Genomic DNA, 18,709 nt, shown 5'->3' with positions numbered 1-18,709 from the left:
TCACCCCTTGTCGAACTCGGCGTCGATCACGTCGTCGTCCCCGCCGGAGCCGCCTGCCGCGGCACCGCCCGGTGGCGAGCCGTCCGGCGATCCGGTGCCGGCCGGACCTTGCGCCGTTGCCCCGGCCTGGTGGGCGGCGAGACCCGCGAAGATCTGCTGCAGCTCGGAGATCAGCGGCCGGACCCTGTCCACCCCGGCCTCGTTCTTGACCGCCTCGCGCGCCTCGGTGACCAGCATCTCGGCACGCGCCTTCTCGTGCGCGGGGGCGGCCTCCCCGAGCTCGCCGAGCCGCTTCTCGACCTGGTAGGCGATGGCGTCCAGCTCGTTGCGGGCGTCGATCGCCTCGCGCAGCGCCTGGTCCTGGTTCCGGTTGCGCTCGGCCTCCTCCACCATGCGCTCGACCTCGCTCCGGTCGAGGTTGGAGGTGTCGCTGATGGTGATGCCCTGTTCCTTGCCGGTGTCCTTGTCGCGGGCGGTGACGTTGAGGATGCCGTTCGCGTCGATGTCGAAGGTGACCTCGATCTGGGGTTCGCCCCGGGGCGCGGTGCGGATGTCGGTGAGCTGGAAGCGGCCGAGGACACGGTTGTCCGCGGCCAGTTCGCGCTCGCCCTGGAGGATGACGACGTCGACGGCGGGCTGGTTGTCGGCGGCCGTGGTGAAGGTCTCGGTGCGGCGCACCGGGATGGTGGTGTTCCGCTCGATGATCTTCGTCATCACGCCGCCGGCGGTCTCCACGCCCAGCGACAGCGGGGTGACGTCGAGCAGCAGGACGTCCTTGACCTCGCCCTTGAGGACCCCGGCCTGGATCGCGGCCCCCATCGCCACGACCTCGTCGGGGTTGACGCTCATGTTGGGGTCCTTGCCTCCGGTCAGGCGGCGTACGAGGGCCTGGACGGCCGGGATGCGGGTGGAGCCGCCGACGAGGATGACCTCGTCGATGTCGTTCTCGCCGACCTTGGCGTCCTCCATGGCCTGCTGGACCGGGCCGAGGCAGCGCTCCACCAGGTCCCCGGTGATCTGCTCGAAGGTCGACCGCATGATCGTCGTGGTCAGGTGCTTCGGCCCGGAGGCGTCGGCCGTGATGAAGGGCAGGCTGACCTGCGTCTGGGTCACCGAGCTGAGCTCGGTCTTCGCCTTCTCCGCCGCCTCGAACAGGCGCTGCAGGGCCTGCGGGTCCTGGCGCAGGTCGATGCCGTTGTCCTTCTGGAACCCGTCCGCGAGATGATCCACCAGACGCCGGTCGAAGTCGTCGCCCCCCAGGTGGCTGTCGCCGGCCGTGGACCGCACCTCGACCACGCCGTCGCCGACGTCGAGAATGCTGACGTCGAAGGTGCCGCCGCCGAGGTCGAAGACGAGTACCGTCTCGTGCTCCTTCTTGTCCATGCCGTAGGCCAGGGCGGCCGCCGTCGGCTCGTTGATGATCCGGAGCACCTCGAGGCCGGCGATCCGGCCGGCGTCACGGGTGGCGGTGCGCTGGGCGTCGTTGAAGTAGGCGGGCACGGTGATGACGGCCTCGGTGACTCGCTCGCCCAGTTGCTTGCCGGCGTCGTCGGCGAGCTTGCGCAGCACCTGGGCGCTGATCTCCTCCGGCGCGTACAGCTTGTCGCGGACCTTGAAGCGGGCCGCGCCGCCCTCGCCCTCGACCACGTCGTACGCGACCGCCTTGGCCTCCTCGGAGATCTCGTCGAAGCGGCGGCCGATGAACCGCTTGGCCGAGTAGATGGTGCCCTTGGGATTGAGGATCGCCTGGCGCCGGGCCAGCTGGCCCACCAGGCGTTCTCCCGTGTCGGTGAAGGCCACCACGGACGGTGTGGTGCGGTTGCCTTCGCTGTTGGGCACGACGGTCGGCTCGCCGCCCTCCCACACCGCGATCACCGAGTTGGTGGTGCCCAGGTCGATTCCGACTGCCTTGGCCATGATGAGAAACTCCTTCCATGGCGCCGAGCTGCGTCTTTCGGCGTCCTTCGCCCTCCGGGCCGGATTCCGCCCGGTCCTGCACGCCTGTTCAGGTGGGCAACGAGCTGGGCGTCCGCGGACCGCTCCCGCGTCGGCCGGTTCTTCCCGCAGTTCTTCGTGCCGACAGCTCGCCCCGTGCTGCCCGTACGCCCAGCCTTGCGATTCGGCGGGCGGCCCGTCTGCACCTGGCGGGGCGAAAAACGGCTGTGCCGCTCAGCCTCTCGGGGTAAATCAGATTTATCCCGGTAATTCGGGTGGGGTGGGGTCGGCGGGGTACCCGCACTGTCGGCGTTCCCGTGTGGGCATACAGGGCTCGCTCGATCGCCACTCCGAGGCCGGGGAGAACGGAGTGAACTCATGGCCGACTGTCCGAAGCGGCAGGTGTCCCGTCGTCGGCCCGATCAGGCAGCCGCCCGTTACCAGGGATACGCCCCTCGTGCCCATCACCACCAGATGCGCCGCCCAGGGTCGGCTGCGGGCCGGCCCGCACGGGACCCGTTCGGGCTGTTGGCCCTGTCCCGCACGTTGTTCGGCACCGAGGACGAGAGCGAGATCATCCGCCTTTCCATGTCCCACCTCGGCGGGCTGGGACCGTACTGTGCCGAGGGGGGCTACCTCATGGTCGGGAAAGATCTGACCCGCACGCCGCCGCAGGCGGGCCATGGCAGTGGAGGCCCCCTCGACCTCCAGGTCCGGGAGCTCGCCGGGGCGGACGGCCCCGTGACCGTCTCCGGGCGACTGTGGAGCCGGCTGTTCGGTCTGCGCCTGTTCGGCAACCTGCTGGGAGCGCTGGTGGTGTCGTCCTCCTCCGTACCCACCGAGGAGGAGCAGTCGCTGCTCATGACGGTCATCGGGTTCACCTCGGTGGCCCTGTCCCTCGCCTCGGCACAGCACCGCCGGCATGCCTACAGTCGTGAGCTGGACCTACTGCGCAGCGAACATGACACCGCGCACAGAGAGCTGAGCGATCTGCGATCCGAGCTGAAGCACCAGCGGCGCGTCGACGGAGCACTCGACGCGGTCGCGGCCTCGGGCGGCGGCGAAGACGGCATCACCCGTGCCCTGCACGAGCTCACCGGGCTACCGGCGCTCGTCGAGGACCGGTTCGGCAACCTCCGCTCCTGGGCGGGTCCGGGCCGGCCCGACCCCTATCCGGCGCGGGCGCCCACACGACAGGGCGACATGCTGCGGCAGGTGGCCCTCTCGGAGGAACCCGTACGCATCAAGGGGCGGGTGGTCGCTGTTGCCCGGCGGCGCGGCGAGGTCCTGGGTGTACTGGCCCTGGTGGACCCCGACGGCAGGGCGGAGGAGCGTGACCTGTTCGCTCTGGAGCATGCGGTGCAGTCACTCACCCTGGAGCTGATGCATCTGCGCAGCCTGGCCGAGGTCGAGTTGCGGCTGCGCCGCCAGTTGGTCGACGACCTGCTGGAGGGCACGGACGAGGCCAGCGCCTATGCCCGGTCGGAGGCCGTCGGCCACGACCTTCACCGCCCCCACTACGTGATCGTCGTGCACTGGCCGGGCAGGCCGGCGGACGACTTCCTCGCCCGCGCCGTGGAACGAGCCGTGGCGACGCTGGGCATGCGGCCGCTGGTGACGCGCCGCGGCGGCCGGATGGTGCTGCTGACCGAAGAACGACCTCAGGGCACCGCCCTGCATGATGCGCTGGCCCGGGAACTGGGAACGCCCGGCGGGGCGGTCGGTGTGAGTGCCCGCTGCGCCAACCCACTTTGTATACCCCGCTGTTACGAGGAGGCACAACGGGCCCTGGAAGTGCGCCGGCAGTCGCGTCAGCAGCACGGCACGACCTTCTACGACGACCTCGGTCTGTTCCGGCTGCTCGGACCAGGCCAGGACCGCACGGAACTGGAGGGGTTCGTGCGGGAATGGCTCGGTCCGCTCCTCGACTACGACGGGGAGCACGGCACGGACATGGTCCAGACGCTGACGCGGTACTTCGACTGCGGTGGCAACTACGACGAGACCGCCGGCGCCTTGGCCGTCCACCGCAGCACGCTGCGCTACCGGCTCCAGCGCATCCGTGAGATCAGCGACCGCGACCTCGCGGACGTGGACACCCGGCTCAATCTCCAGGTGGCGACACGGGTATGGAGGATCCTGCTGGGCGGGCGGAGCTCACCGTGAGGCCGGGCCGGCTCGCCCGAGGGCCGCGAACCCGCATCGTCACGTCGTCGCGGTAGGGAGCCGCGGAACGTGCCCGCCCAGTTGGCGTGCCCGGTGCACGAACGTCTCGAGCAGATCCTGCGCCGCCTTCGGCACCGACTCGGCCCGTCGGCGCTGGAGCGTCAGCACCACCTGGGTGGTGTCCCCGGCCAGTGGGCGGCACACGATGGTCCCGTCGCGTTCCAGCGGGTCCCCGACCACACTGAAGTCGGCAGGACGGCAGCCCCGAGCTCCCCGCGACCATCAGCTTCCCCATCGCGTTCGGCACCGGGGTCGTGCTGCTGCGCCGGAGGGACGTATGAGGCGCGCCGGGCACGCGGAGTGGACGAAGCCGCGCACCGACGCCGGCACCGTCTGGCTGATGCCGGGCGTGATCGCGCTGACCGTGGCGGTGGGTGCCGGGGTGGCGTCGACGTCCCGGTGCGACGCCGCCGGCTGCGGTGACCCGACGCGGCTGAGCCTGACCGGGGTGATGGCCGGCCAGGTCGTGGTCCTCGCCGTCCTCATGGTCGGCAACGAATACGGCACCGGCATGATGCACACCACCCTGACGGCGGTCCCGCGACGGCTGACGGTCCTGTGCGCCAAGGCCGCCGTTCTCACAGGGGTGACGGTGGTGGCCGCGACCGGCTCGGTGCTCGGCTCGCTGCTGGTCGGGCGGCTGACCGAGCCGGGCCGGGGCTTCACCGAGGAACACGGATACCCGGCCCTGTCGCTGACCGACGGGCCGACCCTGCGGGCCGCGGTCGGCTCGGTCCTCTACCTGGTTCTGGTCGGCCTGCTGAGCCTGGGTCTGGCGCTGGCCGTGCGGAACTCGGCCACCGCGATCGGTGCCGTCCTGGCCCTGCTGTTCGTCCTCCCGATCCTCGCCCAGGTGATCGCCGACCCGGGCCGGCAGCGCCATCTCCAGCAGGTCGCGCCGATGACGGCAGGCCTGGCCGTGCAGGCCACCGTCAGTGTCGGCAATCTGACCATCGGCCCCTGGCAGGGGCTGGGCGTACTGGCCCTCTGGGCGGTCGCCGCCCTCACGGCGGGCGGACGGCTGCTCCGCTCCCGCGACGCCTGAACCGGCCGCCCTGCCTGCCGTGGGTGGGTCAGCCCTCGATCCAGCCGTGGTTCTTCGCGAACTGGGCCAGCGCGCCCCGGACCCGCACGATCTCCTCGGCGGTGAGCGTGGGCGCCGACGCAAGCAGCGTCTCGGTGACCTCGCGGGTGAACTCGTCCGCGCTGAGCAGATCGCACAGCGAGTCGTCGTCCGGGCCGAGCGTCCGGACGTCGGCTCCTCGGGCGAGACGGACGCCGGACGCCTTCGGCCCGCGCTCGCCGCTCTCGATCTCGAACTCCACGGCAACGCCCGGGCGGACGTAGGACTCCGGCATCTGCATGTCGTTCACATGCAGGAAGACGTCCTCTCCGCCACCGTCCGGAGCGATGAACCCGTATCCGCGCGTGCTGTCGAACCGCACCACACGACCGGTAACCATGTGAAACCCCCAACCAAACCGGGCCACCTGCCCGGACACCTGGCCCAGATGGTAGTCAGGTCGGCCCCGGTCGGGCGACTCCGCTCACCGCCGGGCGGCGAAGCCGGGGGTCACGCATCCGGGTCCGGTGCCCCGGATCCGCTGAGCCGGCTCATCAGCGTCTCCGTGTCCGAAGCGATCCATTCCTCGGCCAGCAGGCCGTCGGCGATCCGGTAGAGCTCGGTACTGGAGTACTCGACGGCTGGGCCGGTGGCGGGGACGCCCCGGAACTCGCCCTGGTGCGTGCCCCGCACGGTGAGCCGGACCGCGACCCGTCACCCGACCCGAAGATGTCGTCGATACGAGTCCGGAAGTCGGGGAAGGCCGTGCGCAGCATCATCGTGTTCCGCCGCCAGGTGTCACGGCCCTACATCCGGAACGGCAACCCCGCGATGTTGGTCGCGAAGTCCTCCGTCATCAGCCGGGTGCACGCGTCGAGATCTCCACGGTTGAGGGCGTCGAAGGCGCTGCGGACGAGCTCGACGGGGGACCGGTCGAGCCGCTGGGGGGGCGCGAAGTGGTCATGGTGCCTGCCTCTCTGGGTGGGTGGCACCGTCAGTACGGACCGTGACGTCGCGACAAGGTCAACCGCCGTTCGGGGCGTAGCGGGAACTCGGTGCGCGGACACGGAAGTTGATATGGAAAGCTGTCGCCAGCCGTCGGTGTGCCAAGGGGGGCCGGGGCGGTCATCGAGAGGAGCACACGTGACGCAGGACGGTTCTCGCCCCGTGGAGATCGACACCAGCAAGCCGCATCCCGCGCGGATCTACGACTACCTGCTGGGCGGCAAGGACAACTACGAGGTGGACCGCAAGGCCGGTGACCAGCTCGCCGCCGTCGCGCCCGAGGTGTGGATCTCGGTGCGGGCCAACCGCGGCTTTCTGCAGCGCGCCGTCCGGCATGTCATCGACAGCGGGGTCCGGCAGATCCTGGACGTCGGCACCGGGCTGCCCACCTCGCCGAACGTGCACGAGATCGCCCAGGAGGCCGCCCCGGACGTCCGCGTCGCCTACGTCGACAACGACCCGATCGTGAAGGCGCACGCCGACGCGCTGCTCAACCGGGCCGGCACCACCAGCATCGTCCTCGCCGACCTGCGCGACCCGCAGTCCGTCGTGGACCACCCCGAGGTCCGCCGCATCATCGACTTCGACCAGCCCGTCGCCCTGTTCCTCGTCGCCATCCTGCACTTCATCCGCGACGCGGAGGAGCCCGAGCGGATCGTGGCCACCCTGCGCGACGCGCTCCCGGCAGGCAGCTTCCTGGTGCTCTCGCACGCCACGGACGACTTCGCCGAACGCAGCGAGGCCCAGGCCGTCTACAACAACGCGACCGCCACCATGAACCTGCGCCCGCGCGCCCGGATCGAGCAGTTCTTCGAAGGTTTCGAACTGGTCGAACCCGGCGTGGTCCAGGTACCGTTCTGGCGCCCGGACGCCACCCCGCAGGAGGGCTCCGAGGAGATCGGCTTCTACGGCGGAGTGGCTGTCAAGAAGGGCTGAGCCGTTACGAGGGGTGCCTCATCAGGGGGGCACCCCGAGTTCGAACAGCGCGTACCCCGCGTACGAGCCGGAGGCCAGGGCCGCGAGGCCCAGCAGGAGGCACTGGTAGGGGAGGCTGACGCGGCGCAGCGCGACCGCGAGCGGGACGAACAGCGGGAAGGCGGGCAGCAGATAGCGTGAGACGTTCGCGAAGTACTGCTGGCTGCCGAGCACGAGGGCCAGGGTGAGCACCGTGTGGACGACCAGCACCGCGGGCGGGCGCAGGCGTCGAACGGCTGTGCTCGACGCCCATCCGGCGCCCGGCGGCGCCCAGAACGGAGGACGAACATGCCCGACACCCCGCCCGTGACCCTCCAGGACGTGCAGGACGCGGCCGCGCGGCTCAAGGGAGTGGCCCACCGCACCCCCGTGCTGCGCTCACGCACCCTGGACGAGCTGGTCGGCGCGGAGGTCTTCCTGAAGTGCGAGAACCTCCAGCGCATCGGCGCCTTCAAGTTCCGGGGTGCCTACAACGCCGTGTCACGGCTGTCGGCCGAGCAGCTGGCGAAGGGCGTCGCCGCCTACTCCTCCGGCAACCACGCCCAGGCCGTCGCCCTCGCCGCCCGCGAACTCGGCACCACGGCCGTGATCGTGATGCCCGAGGACACCCCGCGCTCCAAGCTGGAGGCGACCGCCGGGTACGGCGCGGAGATCGTGACCTACGACCGCTACACCGGCGACCGCGTGGCCGTCGGCGAGGCCCTCGCCGCCGAACGAGGACTCGCGTTGGTCCCGCCGTACGAGCACCCGCATGTGATCGCCGGACAGGGCACCGCCGCACTCGAACTCATCGAGGAAGTCGGCAAGTTGGACGCCCTGGTGGTGCCGGTCGGAGGCGGCGGGCTGATCGCCGGCAGTGCCACCGCGGCGAAGGGGCTGCTGCCCGGGATCCGGGTCGTCGGGGTCGAGCCCGAGGCCGGGGACGACACCAGGCGGTCCCTGGAGGCGGGGCACCGGGTGTCCGTCCCGGTGCCGAGGACCATCGCCGACGGCCAGGCGGCCGACATCCCCGGCGAGCTGACCTTCTCCGTCAACCAGCGTCTGGTGGACGACATCTCGCTGGTGAGCGACGACGAGATCCGGGACGCGACGCGGTTCGCCTTCGAGCGGATGAAGACCGTCGTGGAGCCGAGCGGCGCCAGCGGTCTGGCCGCGCTGCTCGCCCACCGGGTGACGCCGCTGCCGCGCCGGATCGGGGTCATCCTGTCCGGGGGCAATGTGAACGCGGAGCGGTTCGCGGAGATCGTGGCCGGCTGAGGACAGCAGCAGCATCGGCTCGCCGGTGCGGGCCTCCCGGACGAAACCGCCGGCAGCGCCGCACCGCCCGCGAAGCGCCCAGCGCCGGGGTGCGGGGCGCCCGGCACCCCGGTTCAGCAGTCGCGGAACTCGGGTGACTGGTTGAGGATCTGCGAGCGCGTCGAGGTGAAGCGGGTGTGCGTCTGTCCGCCGCGCGCCTCGGGCGGGAACACCGCCACCCGGTGGCAGTTCTGGAAGGCGAGGGCGACCCCGAAGTGCCGCTCCAGGCTGCCCCGGATCGCGTCGGAGGACAGCGCCCGGAGCAGCTGCCCGCGCTCCTTCTCCGACGGCGGCGGGGTCTGGTTGTCGGCGAACTCGCTGTCACCTTCGCGTAGTTCGGAGGTCAGCCGGGCGATGAGGTGGTAGGCGTACGGCAGCGAGGTACGGACGGATTCCACGAAGTCCTCCTCCCGCACCGCACCCTTCTCGGCTTCGGCGAGCAGCTGCGGGGAGACGTCGAGCGACATATTGCTGTGTCCTGTTCTGTTCAAGGCGGTCAAGGGGTTGGTGCTCGAAAGGGAGTGAGAGGGAACCGAGGTCTCAGGCGAAGGCGGGCAGGGCCGCCGGTCCGTGCCGGAAGTCCGGGTCGACCTGGGCGGCCAGATCCTGGCCGGTGGCCGCGTTCGCCCAGGCGGCGGCGTTGCGCAGATGGAACTCCACCGCGTGCCGCTGGAAGGCGTCCCAGTCCTTGGCCCGCGCGTCCACGGCGGCCCGCAGCCGGTCCATGGCCCGGGAGTTGTGCGGCTCCAGCGCACCGCCGTCCCGGCCCTGCTCCTGGGCGCGGACGTACGACGACAGCTCGCAGTGGGCCAGCAGGTCGTCGCTCACCCGCTCCCGCAGGAATGCGAGGTCGTCCGCCCCGGTCACCTTGTTGCCGACCACGGCGACCGGGATGCCGAACTCGGCCGCGTGGTCCCGGTACTGGCGGTACACGGACAGGCTCTTACGGGTCGGCTCGACCACCAGGAACGTCATGTCGAAGCGGGTGAACAGCCCGGAGGCGAAGGCGTCGGCGCCCGCCGTCATGTCGACGACGACGTACTCGCCGGGCCCGTCCACCAGATGGTTGAGGTAGAGCTCCACCGCGCCGAGTTTGGAGTGGTAGCAGGCCACCCCGAGGTCGCTCTCGGCGAACGCCCCGGTGACCATCAGCGGCACCCCGCCGACCTCCTGGACGTGGTGGGAGTGCACCTCGTCGTCGCCGAGCAGCCGCAGCAGCCGTGAGCCGCGCCCGGGCGGTGTCGTCTTGACCATGGCCTCCCGGGACGCGATCCGGGGGTTCGTGCCGCGCAGATAGTCCTTGATCGCGCCGGTCCGTGCGCTCAGCGGCGGCGCCGTGAACAGCTCGTCCTCGTCGAGACCGAGGGCGTGGGCCAGGTGCTGGTTGATGTCGCCGTCGATGGCGACGACCGGCGCGCCGGACCGCGCCAGCCGGCGGGCGAAGAGGGCCGACAGGGTGGTCTTGCCGCTGCCGCCCTTGCCGACGAAAGCCACGCGCATCGCTAACCGTCCTTCATCTTGAAAATGGAAGTCATGATCATAGATTGGAGAGGGTGCCGGGCGGTGTCAAATCGAGATCGCCCAACCGGGCTGCGGACCGGAGGAGTTGACGGAGCCCCAGGTCCGGCGGGCGGCGGGCGGCGTGGCGGACGCACGGGAACCCGGTCGGCAGCTCCGGGTGGAGACCCAGGGCCTCGACGTGATCGCGCGGTTCGGCACCCACGATGGTGCTCAGCCGGGCCGGGTACGGCCTCCGCGGGAACCGGCTGCCGTCGGCGTCTCCGGCCATCTGCTGGGCCCGCTCGGCCTCGGCAGTAAGTCGGACGCCTGGGCGTACGGCAACCTGGGCGTACGCCAACCCGGGCGTACGGCAACCCGGGCGTACGCCAACCTGGGCGTCCTGGCCGCGCTGACGCTCGCTTCGCCGGCACCCTGGCGCCGGCCCGCGGCCGGATCCATGCCCAGGAGAGGCAGGCCCCGACCCTCCCCGTGACGGCCCGATGACCATCCCGCCAGGCCCGCCGACCGCCATCGCGCCACGCGGTACGTCCCCCGGGAACGGTCCCCGCAATGCCCCGGCCCCCCGTGCCGGGCATCGCCTGCCTCTCCCGGCTCCCTCTCCCGGCTCCCTCTCCCGGCTCCCTCTCCCGGCTCCCTCTCCCGGCTCCCTCTCCCGGCTCCCTCTCCCGGCATCTCCCCGCCCCGCTGCCCCCCCGTCGACGTCGCCCTTCGGTCACCCGGGCCCCCGGGATCCCGGACGCATGCCCCGGCCACGATCGGGTACGCGTGCCGTGGCTGCCCGGTGCTTACCGGTCCCTGCGGCCCGTACCACCACTACCTGGGGATCTGTCATGGAGACACCCGCACACGACGACTTTCCGACGCCGGCCCAGCGGGCGCTCGACACGCTGGCCGTGAACGCCGAGGACCGTGACGCGCTGGACACGCTCGCACACAGCGACGTGCTGGTCCCGGTCCCGGACGACGCGGCGGAGGCGGCCGACCCCGCGATGATCGCGCTGCCCGTCCTGGAACGGCCCGACGGCGACCCCGTCGTCCCCGTGTTCACCTCGGAGGGAGAGCTGACCGGCCTGCTGCCGACGGTCTCCCGCTACCGCCTGGTGCCGCTGGGCGCGCTCGCCTCACAGTGGCCCGAGGACAACCTGTCGCTCGCCATCGACGGCAGCTCGGCACACGCGCTGACGCTCACCTCCGAGGGCGTACGCACACTGCTGGCCCGGCCGGCGGGCTGACCAACGGTCCCGGTCACCGGGAGGTCGCCATCCGGGTCAGAATGGCCCCATGGAATGGATCTCCGGAGTGGCCGGGGGACTGGTACTGATCCTGGTCCTGCGCAGCATTCTGCGCACCCTCGTGGTCCCCCGGGGCCTGTACTCCGTGCTGGTGTACCGGCTGTGGTGGGGCCTGCGGCGGCTGCTCCGCCTCACCGCGCGCGGCCGCGGTTACCGGGCGATCGACCGGGCGGAGACCTGGCTCGCCCCGCTGATGCTGATCGGCATGCTCACCGCCTGGCTCGGCGGGGCGTTCCTCGGCTTCGGCATGCTGCTGTACGGGTTCTCGCCGCTGTCCTGGAGCATCTCGTTCCGTGAGGCCGGCTCCAGCCTGTTCACCCTCGGCTTCGCCAGCGGCGCCCGGCTTCGGCTGTCCGCGCTCGACTTCGTCGCCGCCGCCACCGGCCCCGTCGTGATCGCCCTGCAGATCGCCTATCTCCCCACGCTGTACTCCGCCTACAACCGCCGCGAACTGGAGGTCACCCTCCTCCAGTCCCGGGCCGGCGAGCCCGCCTGGGGCCCGGAGATCCTCGCCCGGCAGTGGCTGGTCGACACCGATGTCGCGCTGCCCCAGCTGTACCGGGCCTGGGAACGGCTGGCCGCGGACATGGGGGAGAGCCACGCCACCTACCCGGTGCTGCTGGCGTTCCGTTCGCCCCGCCCCTACCGCAGCTGGCTGGTCAGCCTGATCGCTGTCCTGGACGCGGCGGCCATGCAGCTCGCGCTCACCCCGCAGGCCGCCCCTCCGGAGGCCCGCTTGGTGCTGCGTGCCGGTTTCACCGCCCTGCGTGACATCGCCGCCTCCGTACGGGCGACCTTCGAAACCGACCCGGCCCCGGACGCCGACATCGAGCTGACCTACGGCGAGTTCGAGGCGGCCGTGAGCATGCTGGAGAAGACCGGCTTCCGCGCCGAACGCGGCACGGAGGAGGCCTGGCCGCACTTCCACGGCTGGCGGGTCAACTACGAGGCAGTGGCCTACGAACTGTGCCGCCGGTGCGACGCCGTACCGGCGCTGTGGACCGGCGGGCGCGACTTCCCGTCGGAACCGATCCCGCCGATGCGCCCGGTGGACCGGCAGCCCCCCCAAGGACGGCCGGAAGTTCCTCCCAGCCACGGGTAGCGCGGCGCATCCTGCGGGAAGATCCCAGCAGGGGTCGGGAAGACCGAGAGGGGCGAATCGTCGTGAGGGTCGTCCTGCTGGGCACCGCCGCCGGAGGCGGGTTCCCGCAGTGGAACTGCGCCTGCGCACTGTGCGCCGCCGCCCGGGACGGCAAGCTGCCCTCCCGTACCCAGGAGTGTGTCGCCATGACCGGCAACGGCCGGGACTGGTGGCTGCTCAACGCCTCGCCGGACATCCGCGCCCAGCTCACCGCCACCGCGGTGCTGTGGCCGGGCCCGGGCCCTCGGGACACCCCGGTGCGCGGAGTGCTGCTCACCGATGCCGAGGCCGACCATGTCACCGGTCTGACCGTGCTGCGCGGGGCACCGGGCCTCAAGGTGTACGCGGCCCCGCCGGTGCGGACGGTGCTGGCCCCGGCCCGCGGTGCCCTCGACCGCTACGCCCCTTGGGAGTGGGCCGACAGCCTGGCCGACGGCGGCTTCGTGCTGGCCGGCGGCCTGGTCGTGACCGCCCACCCGGTGAGCGCCAAGGCCCCGAAGTACGTCCCGGCCGCGCTCGCCGAGGCCGACGGCCGCTGGGTCACGGCGTATCGCGTCGAGGACCTGGCCACCGGGGGAGTCCTGCTGTACGCACCCTGCGTCGGCGCCTGGAGCGACGTACTCGACGAGTTGTGCGCGGAGGCCGACTGCGTCCTGCTGGACGGCACCTTCTTCACCGCCGACGAGATGGGCACCACGGTCCGCTCCGGGCCCGGGCAGGCCGCCATGGGTCATCTCCCGGTCTCCGGCCCGCACGGCAGCCTCGCCGCCCTGGCCCGCCATCCCCGCGCCCGCCGGATCTACACCCACCTCAACAACACGAACCCCCTGGTCGACCCGGCCTCCCGGGCCCGCGCCCAGCTGGCCGAGGAGGGGATCGAAGTACTTCCGGACGGCATCGAGTTCGCGCTCTAGCCGGCCAGACCGTCGAGCATCCGCTCCAGCGCGGCCCGCTGCAGCGGCCGTACCTCGGCGTGCAGGGCGCGGCCCTTGGAGGTGAGCGCGACCCACACGCCCCGCCGGTCCTCGACGCAGACCGACCGCTCCACCAGGCCGTCCTTCTCCAGCCGCCCGATCAGCCGGGACAGCGCGCTCTGGCTCAGATGGACCCGCCCGACCAGGTTCTGCACCCGGCAGTGGTCACCCTCGGCGGGCGACTCGGTGGCCAGCAGGTCGAGTACCTCGAAGTCGCTGGCGCCCAGCCCGTGCGGATGCAGCACCCGGTCGATCTCGCACATCGTGCGCGCGTGCACCGACAGGATGTCCCGCCAGCGTTCCTCCAGCCGGGCCTCGGCCGTCTTGACTGCCATACCCGCACCGTAGCACCGATCCGGCCAATCGTTGAGTGTGCAACTAGTGCGGGTGCAACAGTCGTCCTGCGAGAAGACTGCGGAGGAGTACGCCGGTCAGGCCACCGGATCCTGGAGCAGCCCCACCATGTTCCCGTCGGCGTCCTTCACCGAGGCGACCAGCCGCCCGTTGCCGACGTCCCGGGCGTCCTGTACCAGCTCCGCGCCCGCCGCCAGCAGCGCCGCGAGCCGCTCCCGCAGATCGGTGACGTGCCAGAAGGGCGTCGGCCCGGTCAGCCCCTGGGCATGCCCGTTCGGGTCGAGCCCGACGTCCTGCCCGGCGGCCTTGAACCCGATGTAGTAGGGCTCGTCGGCATACGGCTCGACGCCCAGCAGCGCGCCGAACAGGGCCTTGGCCCGCTCCGCGTCCTTCACGGGGTAGATGATCGTCTGGATGCCTGCGGTCATGGTGTTCTCGCTCCTTGTGCGTGGCTGCCGGCGCGGTCCGTCCGGCGGTTCCCACGCTAGGAGCGCGCGGGGCGGTACGGCTTCTCGAAAACTGACCGCCTGCCGTACCGCCCCACGCCTCAGGTCGACTCGCGCCGCACCAGCTCCGTCGGCAGGATCACCGCCGCCGGGTCCTCGCCGCCTATCTGGGCGAGCAGCAGCCGCACCATCTCGGCGCTGATGCGGTCGTAGGGCTGGTGGATCGTCGTGAGGGCGGGGGTGGCCTCCGTCGCGGCGGCGGAGTCGTCGAAGCCGCCGACCGAGACGTCCTCGGGCACCCGGCGGCCCGCCCGCCGCAGCACTGCCAGGGCACCCTGCGCCATCAGGTCGGAGGCCACGAAGAGGGCGTCGATGTCCGGGGCCTGCGCGAGAAGCCGCTCGGCGCCCGCCTCGCCACTGGCCCGGCTGTAGTCGCCGGAGACGATGAGCCGTTCGTCGATCTCGATGCCCGCTTCCGTGAGCACCTCCTGGTAGCCGGCGAGGCGATCGACACCACCCGGGGTGTCCAGGGGACCGCTCACCATGCCGATCCGGCGGCGGCCCCGCGACAGCAGGTGCTGCACCATGTCACGGGCACCGTCCCGGTCGTCCGCCGCCACGTAACTCACCTTGGAGCCGGGCCCCATGGGCTTGCCGCACTGGACGAGCGGCACACCCGCCTCGCGCAGTTCCTCGGCGACCCGGTCCCCGGAGTGACTGGACACCAGCAGCACCCCGTCGACATGCCCGGCGGTGATGTACCGCGTGATGCGGCGCCGTTCGTCCTTGGTGCCCGCCAGCATCAGCAGCAGCGGAATGTCGTGTCCGGCCAGCGCCTGGGTGCAACCGCTCAGCAGGACATTGAAGTTGGGGTCCTCGAAGAACCTCTCCTGAGGCTCCGTCAGCAGGAAGCCGACCGAGTCCGAACGTCCGGTGATCAGCGAACGGGCATGCCGGTTCACGACGTACCCGGTGCGGCGGATGGCGTCGTTGACGGCCTCCTGCGCGGCGGGGCTGACGTAGTGTCCGCCGTTGAGCACGCGGGAGACGGTTCCCCGTGAGACACCGGCCTCGCGCGCCACGTCGTGGATCGTCGGCGGTCTGCGCCGGCCCCCCGCATTACTGCTCATGGTCATGACTTTACGGCCCCGGACAGCAGGTCAAGGCTCCAGAACCGCTGGATGACCAGGAACAGCGCGATCAGCGGCAGCACGGCCAGGAACGCTCCGGTGATCACCAGGGTGTACAGCGCCGGAGTGTTGGCGCCCTGCTCGAGGAGCGTGTACAGACCGAGCGTGAGCGGGAACTTCTCGTCGTCGCTCAGCATGATGTACGGCAGAAGGAAGTTGTTCCAGACGGCCACGAACTGGAACAGGAACACCGTCACCATGCCGGGGATCATCATCGGCATCGCGATCCGCGTGAAGATCCGCCACTCACTGGCCCCGTCCATCCGCCCGGCCTCGACCACGTCGGTCGGCACGGCCGCCGCCGCGTAGATGCGGGAGAGGTAGACGCCGTACGGGGAGAGGATCTGCGGCAGCAGCACGGACAGATAGGAGTCCGTGAGGTTCGCCTTGGCGAGCAGCAGGTACTGCGGGATGGCGAGGATGACGGGCGGCATCAGCACGCCCGCGAGCAGCACGTTGAAGATCGTCTCACGGCTGCGGAAGCGGTAGGTCGCGAGCGCGTAGCCGCTGAAGGCGGACACGCACGTCGACAGCAGGGCGCCCAGACCGGCGTACAGGGCGGAGTTGCCCATCCAGCTCCAGTAGATGCCCTCGCGGTAGGCGCTGAGGTCCTTGAGGTTGTCCAGGAAGCCGCTGCCGGGCAGGAAGGTGAACGTGGAGAACAGCTCGCTGCCGGACTTGGTGGACGCGATCACCACCCAGGCCACCGGGAGGAGGGTGTAGATCGCGCCCAGCAGCAGGGTGAGCGTCGGGATCAGGGCGATACGGCGGCGCAGCGGCGGGCCCTGGGCTGTGCCCGGCGTCGTACCGGCCGCGGGGGCGGCCTTGCGAACGGCAAGAGAACTCACTGGGCTGCCTCCTGCTTGTTGCGGCGGTTCGCGGCTCGCAGAAACCCGAAGGACAGCGCCAGCGTGGCAAGGGCGATCAGCGTCGCCTCGGCCGACGCCGAGTAGATGTCCCCCTTGCGGAAGGCGTCCTCGTACACCTTCATCAGCGGACTCCAGGTCGTGTTGACCGAGTTGGTGAGTGGTTTGAGGGTGGTCGGCTCGTTGAAGACCTGGAGCGTGGCGATGATCGAGAAGAAGAAGGTCAGCACCAGCGAGGGCGCCACCATCGGGATCTTGATCCGCAGCGCGGTCTGCAGCGGGGTGGCGCCGTCCAGCTTCGCCGCCTCGTACACCTCGGCCGGGATGGACCTGAGCGAGGTGTAGATGACGATCATGTTGAAGCCGGTGCCGCCCCAGACCGCGATGTTCGACAGGGCCAGGTACAGCGGCCCGCCGTCCAGCAGGTTCGGCTGCGGCAGGCTCAGCTTGTCGAGCACGTAGTAGAAGGGGCTGACGTCCGGCAGGTACAGGAAGCCCCACAGCAGCGCGGCCACCACGCCGGGAATGGCGTACGGCAGGAAGATCGCGAGCCGGGTGAAGGGGGCCAGCCGGACCCGCTCGGAGTCGAGCATCAGGGCGAACAGCAGAGCGAGGCCCAGCATCACCGGGACGACGATGCAGCCGTAGCCGAGGACGCGCAGGGCACCGTCGTAGAACTCGTGGTCGGTGAGGGCGTCGGTGTAGTTCTCCAGGCCGGCCCAGACCTCCGTGCGGGCGCCCGCGCCCAGGCCTAGGCCGGAGACGTGCACCTTGCGGAAGCTGAGCCAGACCGCGTACCCGATGGGCAGCGCGAAGAACAGGGCGAAGAGGACGGTGGCGGGGAGAAGGAAGGCGTACGGGGCCCCCTTGACCCCGTACGACTTCCGGCTGGTGGGGCTGGTCACCGAGAGACCTCGAAGCCCTGCTTCTTCATGTCGGCGACCGTGGCGTCCTGCATGGTGTTCAGGGCGGTCACGAAGTCCGACTTGTTCTTGGCGGCGGCGCCGAAGGCGTCGTTGAAGGACGTGTAGGCGACGTTCACGTTCGGGCCCCACGCGGAGGGCGCCGTGGTCTTCGCGATCTCGGCGGCCTTGGTGTAGAAGTCCGCCTGGTTCGAGAAGTAGTCCGGCGGGTTCGAGAAGGCGCCGCTGAGCTGGGCGGAGGTGGACGCCGGGTAGATGCCGCTCTCCTTGGCCAGCGCGTTGAGGGCGTCGCCGTCGGTGTTCAGCCAGGCGGCGAACTTGGCGGCGGCCTCCTGGTGCTTGGAGTCGGTGGTGACCGCGGTGGAGGAGCCGCCCCAGCTGCCGGTGACGTCCTCGGACGCGGACCACTGCGGAAGCGGGGCCATCGCCCACTTGCCCTTGGTGTCCGGCGCGGCCGTGGTCAGCGTGCCGGGCGCCCACACCGCGGAGACCCAGGCGATCTGCTTGCCGGTGTTGAGCGCCTTGTTCCAGGCCGGGGTGTACATCGGTTGGTTGTCGACGGCGCCCTCCTTGACCAGGCCGCCCCAGAACTTGGCCACCTTCTGGGTGGCCGCGTCGTTGATGGCGACCTTCCACTTGTCACCGGAGGTGGTCCACCACTTGGCGCCGGCCTGCTGGGCCAGGCCCGCGAACAGGCCGGAGTCGTTGGCGGAGAAAGTGGTCAGGTCGACGTCCGGCGCCTTCTTCTTCAGCGCGCGGGCGGTCTCGGCGAACTGCTCCCAGGTGGTGGGGACGGTCAGTCCGTACTTCTTGAAGAGGTCCGCGCGGTAGTAGAACATCATCGGTCCGATGTCCTGCGGCACCGCGTACACCGCGTCCGTGCCCAGCGTGACCTGCTGCCAGACGCCGTCGGCGAACTCGGACTTGGCGTCACCGACGCTCTTCGATATGTCGGCGACGGCGTCGTTGCTGACCAGCGTCGGCAGCGCCTGGTACTCGGCCTGCACCAGGTCCGGGCCGTTCTTCGCCTTGTGGGCGGTGAGAATCTTGGTGACCAGCGTGTCGCCGGACGCCTGCTTCTTCACCGTGACGGTGATCTGCTCCTTCTTGCCCTCGCCCTTGTTCCACAGGTCCACGACCTTGTCCATACCGGGCGCCCAGGCCCAGTACGTGAGCGAGACCGGACCGGAGTCGGCCTTGCTGTCGTCGTCGGACGAGCCGCAGGCGGCGAGGGCGGTGGCGCCGAGCGAGACGGCGACGGCGGTTGTCACGAGGCGGCGGCGCTTCGTGTGCGGCATGGATCTCTCCCCTGACCTGGGCCCCCGCCCGACGCGGGGGCCTGCCATGCAGATACCGAGCGTTTTCGGACCCGGAGCATCGCCCGTCGCGAGCCGTGTCCTGCTCTGTGAGCGTTCACAGTAGAGAAACATCCCGGACACTTGTCAATGGTTGTTGCTGTGCGGTTATGTTGGGCTCACGCCACGATCAATGTGTGTGCACGT

At 70.7% G+C, this 18,709-nt stretch carries 21 protein-coding genes and 1 pseudogene; 8 read left to right on the top strand and 14 right to left on the bottom strand.

The genetic code is table 11. The features are described from left to right. Positions 1-1,917: a molecular chaperone DnaK gene (gene dnaK / locus ABTY98_RS17750; protein WP_352221834.1), complete on the bottom strand. Its 1,917-nt coding sequence runs from the start codon at positions 1,915-1,917 to the stop codon at positions 1-3. Positions 1,918-2,313: 396 nt separating this feature from the next. On the opposite strand from dnaK, the gene ABTY98_RS17745 reads away from it, so the two are divergent. Further along, positions 2,314-4,101, top strand: coding sequence for a PucR family transcriptional regulator (locus ABTY98_RS17745; protein ID WP_352221833.1), 1,788 nt, complete (start codon positions 2,314-2,316; stop codon positions 4,099-4,101). Between the two features lie 39 nt (positions 4,102-4,140). On the opposite strand, the gene ABTY98_RS17740 is transcribed toward ABTY98_RS17745, so the two are convergent. After that, the gene (locus ABTY98_RS17740; RefSeq protein WP_502994251.1) at positions 4,141-4,341 is read right to left on the bottom strand and encodes a hypothetical protein; all 201 of its coding nucleotides are present in this window, start codon (positions 4,339-4,341) and stop codon (positions 4,141-4,143) included. 97 nt (positions 4,342-4,438) lie between these two features. On the opposite strand from ABTY98_RS17740, the gene ABTY98_RS17735 reads away from it, so the two are divergent. Then, positions 4,439-5,206: an ABC transporter permease gene (locus ABTY98_RS17735; protein WP_352221832.1), complete on the top strand. Its 768-nt coding sequence runs from the start codon at positions 4,439-4,441 to the stop codon at positions 5,204-5,206. Positions 5,207-5,234: 28 nt separating this feature from the next. Here the strand turns inward: ABTY98_RS17735 and ABTY98_RS17730 are convergent, their stop codons facing one another. The 3 genes from ABTY98_RS17730 to ABTY98_RS17720 form a co-directional block, all read right to left on the bottom strand. After that, a complete protein-coding gene (locus ABTY98_RS17730; protein WP_352221831.1) occupies positions 5,235-5,624 on the bottom strand; it encodes a cold-shock protein in 390 nt (129 codons plus the stop codon). A 110-nt stretch (positions 5,625-5,734) separates the two neighbouring features. After that, on the bottom strand, positions 5,735-5,917 hold the full coding sequence (locus ABTY98_RS17725; protein ID WP_352221830.1) for an ester cyclase: 183 nt from the start codon (positions 5,915-5,917) through the stop codon (positions 5,735-5,737). A gap of 113 nt (positions 5,918-6,030) precedes the next feature. Continuing rightward, entirely contained in the window at positions 6,031-6,216 is a 186-nt protein-coding gene (locus ABTY98_RS17720) for a nuclear transport factor 2-like protein (RefSeq protein ID WP_352221829.1), read from the bottom strand. A 151-nt stretch (positions 6,217-6,367) separates the two neighbouring features. Between ABTY98_RS17720 and ABTY98_RS17715 the strand changes: the two genes are divergently transcribed. Beyond that, entirely contained in the window at positions 6,368-7,165 is a 798-nt protein-coding gene (locus ABTY98_RS17715; protein WP_352221828.1) for an SAM-dependent methyltransferase, read from the top strand. Between the two features lie 21 nt (positions 7,166-7,186). On the opposite strand, the pseudogene ABTY98_RS17710 reads toward ABTY98_RS17715, so the two are convergent. After that, positions 7,187-7,432 (bottom strand): annotated as a pseudogene (locus tag ABTY98_RS17710) (hypothetical protein); the annotation flags it as partial. Between the two features lie 60 nt (positions 7,433-7,492). Between ABTY98_RS17710 and ABTY98_RS17705 the strand changes: the two are divergent. Further along, positions 7,493-8,461: a threo-3-hydroxy-L-aspartate ammonia-lyase gene (locus ABTY98_RS17705; RefSeq protein WP_352221827.1), complete on the top strand. Its 969-nt coding sequence runs from the start codon at positions 7,493-7,495 to the stop codon at positions 8,459-8,461. 113 nt (positions 8,462-8,574) lie between these two features. Here the strand turns inward: ABTY98_RS17705 and ABTY98_RS17700 are convergent, their stop codons facing one another. Together ABTY98_RS17700 and ABTY98_RS17695 are read right to left on the bottom strand one after the other, a co-directional pair. Next, on the bottom strand, positions 8,575-8,967 hold the full coding sequence (locus ABTY98_RS17700; RefSeq protein WP_352221825.1) for an SCO5389 family protein: 393 nt from the start codon (positions 8,965-8,967) through the stop codon (positions 8,575-8,577). A gap of 73 nt (positions 8,968-9,040) precedes the next feature. After that, positions 9,041-10,000 carry an ATP-binding protein gene (locus ABTY98_RS17695; protein WP_352221824.1) on the bottom strand — a complete coding sequence of 320 codons (960 nt, stop codon included), beginning with the start codon at positions 9,998-10,000 and terminating at the stop codon, positions 9,041-9,043. A 106-nt stretch (positions 10,001-10,106) separates the two neighbouring features. Between ABTY98_RS17695 and ABTY98_RS17690 the strand changes: the two genes are divergently transcribed. From ABTY98_RS17690 to pqqB, 4 genes are all read left to right on the top strand, one after another. Continuing rightward, on the top strand, positions 10,107-10,493 hold the full coding sequence (locus ABTY98_RS17690) for a hypothetical protein (protein WP_352221823.1): 387 nt from the start codon (positions 10,107-10,109) through the stop codon (positions 10,491-10,493). A gap of 358 nt (positions 10,494-10,851) precedes the next feature. Then, on the top strand, positions 10,852-11,253 hold the full coding sequence (locus ABTY98_RS17685; protein WP_352221822.1) for an SseB family protein: 402 nt from the start codon (positions 10,852-10,854) through the stop codon (positions 11,251-11,253). Between the two features lie 49 nt (positions 11,254-11,302). Beyond that, positions 11,303-12,415, top strand: coding sequence for a hypothetical protein (locus ABTY98_RS17680; RefSeq protein WP_352221821.1), 1,113 nt, complete (start codon positions 11,303-11,305; stop codon positions 12,413-12,415). A gap of 62 nt (positions 12,416-12,477) precedes the next feature. Further along, positions 12,478-13,368, top strand: coding sequence for a pyrroloquinoline quinone biosynthesis protein PqqB (gene pqqB, locus ABTY98_RS17675; RefSeq protein WP_352221820.1), 891 nt, complete (start codon positions 12,478-12,480; stop codon positions 13,366-13,368). On the opposite strand, the gene ABTY98_RS17670 is transcribed toward pqqB, so the two are convergent. The 6 genes from ABTY98_RS17670 to ABTY98_RS17645 form a co-directional block, all read right to left on the bottom strand. After that, positions 13,365-13,763, bottom strand: coding sequence for a MarR family winged helix-turn-helix transcriptional regulator (locus ABTY98_RS17670; protein ID WP_352221819.1), 399 nt, complete (start codon positions 13,761-13,763; stop codon positions 13,365-13,367). The two genes, pqqB and ABTY98_RS17670, sit on opposite strands and share 4 nt — an antisense overlap. Positions 13,764-13,859: 96 nt before the next feature. Beyond that, complete coding sequence (locus ABTY98_RS17665; RefSeq protein WP_351322685.1) at positions 13,860-14,210, bottom strand: VOC family protein; 351 nt, start codon at positions 14,208-14,210, stop codon at positions 13,860-13,862. 119 nt (positions 14,211-14,329) lie between these two features. Further along, the gene (locus ABTY98_RS17660; RefSeq protein WP_352221818.1) at positions 14,330-15,364 is read right to left on the bottom strand and encodes a LacI family DNA-binding transcriptional regulator; all 1,035 of its coding nucleotides are present in this window, start codon (positions 15,362-15,364) and stop codon (positions 14,330-14,332) included. Next, the gene (locus ABTY98_RS17655; protein WP_352221817.1) at positions 15,361-16,266 is read right to left on the bottom strand and encodes a carbohydrate ABC transporter permease; all 906 of its coding nucleotides are present in this window, start codon (positions 16,264-16,266) and stop codon (positions 15,361-15,363) included. The genes ABTY98_RS17660 and ABTY98_RS17655 overlap by 4 nt, the downstream gene beginning before the upstream one ends. Further along, positions 16,263-17,189 (bottom strand): carbohydrate ABC transporter permease, encoded by a 927-nt coding sequence (locus ABTY98_RS17650; RefSeq protein ID WP_352221816.1) that lies wholly within the window; start codon positions 17,187-17,189, stop codon positions 16,263-16,265. Before ABTY98_RS17650 ends, ABTY98_RS17655 begins: the two co-directional genes overlap by 4 nt. Beyond that, complete coding sequence (locus tag ABTY98_RS17645; protein ID WP_352221815.1) at positions 17,186-18,505, bottom strand: ABC transporter substrate-binding protein; 1,320 nt, start codon at positions 18,503-18,505, stop codon at positions 17,186-17,188. The genes ABTY98_RS17650 and ABTY98_RS17645 overlap by 4 nt, the downstream gene beginning before the upstream one ends. Positions 18,506-18,709 lie beyond the last annotated feature (204 nt).

Origin of the sequence: Streptomyces sp. NPDC096040, from assembly GCF_040303265.1 — a bacterium.
Taxonomy (GTDB): Bacteria; Actinomycetota; Actinomycetes; order Streptomycetales; family Streptomycetaceae; genus Streptomyces.
The sequence above is the reverse complement of the archived record's forward strand: the minus strand, read 5'-3'. Positions and strand labels throughout refer to the sequence as shown.

Bases quoted from the DNA above. Each gene is read 5' to 3' on its own strand.
- ABTY98_RS17685 (WP_352221822.1), top strand. From the start codon at position 10,852: ATGGAGACACCCGCACACGACGACTTTCCGACGCCGGCCCAGCGGGCG.
- ABTY98_RS17665 (WP_351322685.1), bottom strand. From the start codon at position 14,210: ATGACCGCAGGCATCCAGACGATCATCTACCCCGTGAAGGACGCGGAG.
- ABTY98_RS17705 (WP_352221827.1), top strand. From the start codon at position 7,493: ATGCCCGACACCCCGCCCGTGACCCTCCAGGACGTGCAGGACGCGGCC.
- ABTY98_RS17735 (WP_352221832.1), top strand. From the start codon at position 4,439: ATGAGGCGCGCCGGGCACGCGGAGTGGACGAAGCCGCGCACCGACGCC.
- dnaK (WP_352221834.1), bottom strand. From the start codon at position 1,917: ATGGCCAAGGCAGTCGGAATCGACCTGGGCACCACCAACTCGGTGATC.
- ABTY98_RS17670 (WP_352221819.1), bottom strand. From the start codon at position 13,763: ATGGCAGTCAAGACGGCCGAGGCCCGGCTGGAGGAACGCTGGCGGGAC.
- ABTY98_RS17745 (WP_352221833.1), top strand. From the start codon at position 2,314: ATGGCCGACTGTCCGAAGCGGCAGGTGTCCCGTCGTCGGCCCGATCAG.
- ABTY98_RS17700 (WP_352221825.1), bottom strand. From the start codon at position 8,967: ATGTCGCTCGACGTCTCCCCGCAGCTGCTCGCCGAAGCCGAGAAGGGT.
- ABTY98_RS17660 (WP_352221818.1), bottom strand. From the start codon at position 15,364: ATGACCATGAGCAGTAATGCGGGGGGCCGGCGCAGACCGCCGACGATC.
- ABTY98_RS17680 (WP_352221821.1), top strand. From the start codon at position 11,303: ATGGAATGGATCTCCGGAGTGGCCGGGGGACTGGTACTGATCCTGGTC.
- ABTY98_RS17695 (WP_352221824.1), bottom strand. From the start codon at position 10,000: ATGCGCGTGGCTTTCGTCGGCAAGGGCGGCAGCGGCAAGACCACCCTG.
- ABTY98_RS17645 (WP_352221815.1), bottom strand. From the start codon at position 18,505: ATGCCGCACACGAAGCGCCGCCGCCTCGTGACAACCGCCGTCGCCGTC.
- ABTY98_RS17730 (WP_352221831.1), bottom strand. From the start codon at position 5,624: ATGGTTACCGGTCGTGTGGTGCGGTTCGACAGCACGCGCGGATACGGG.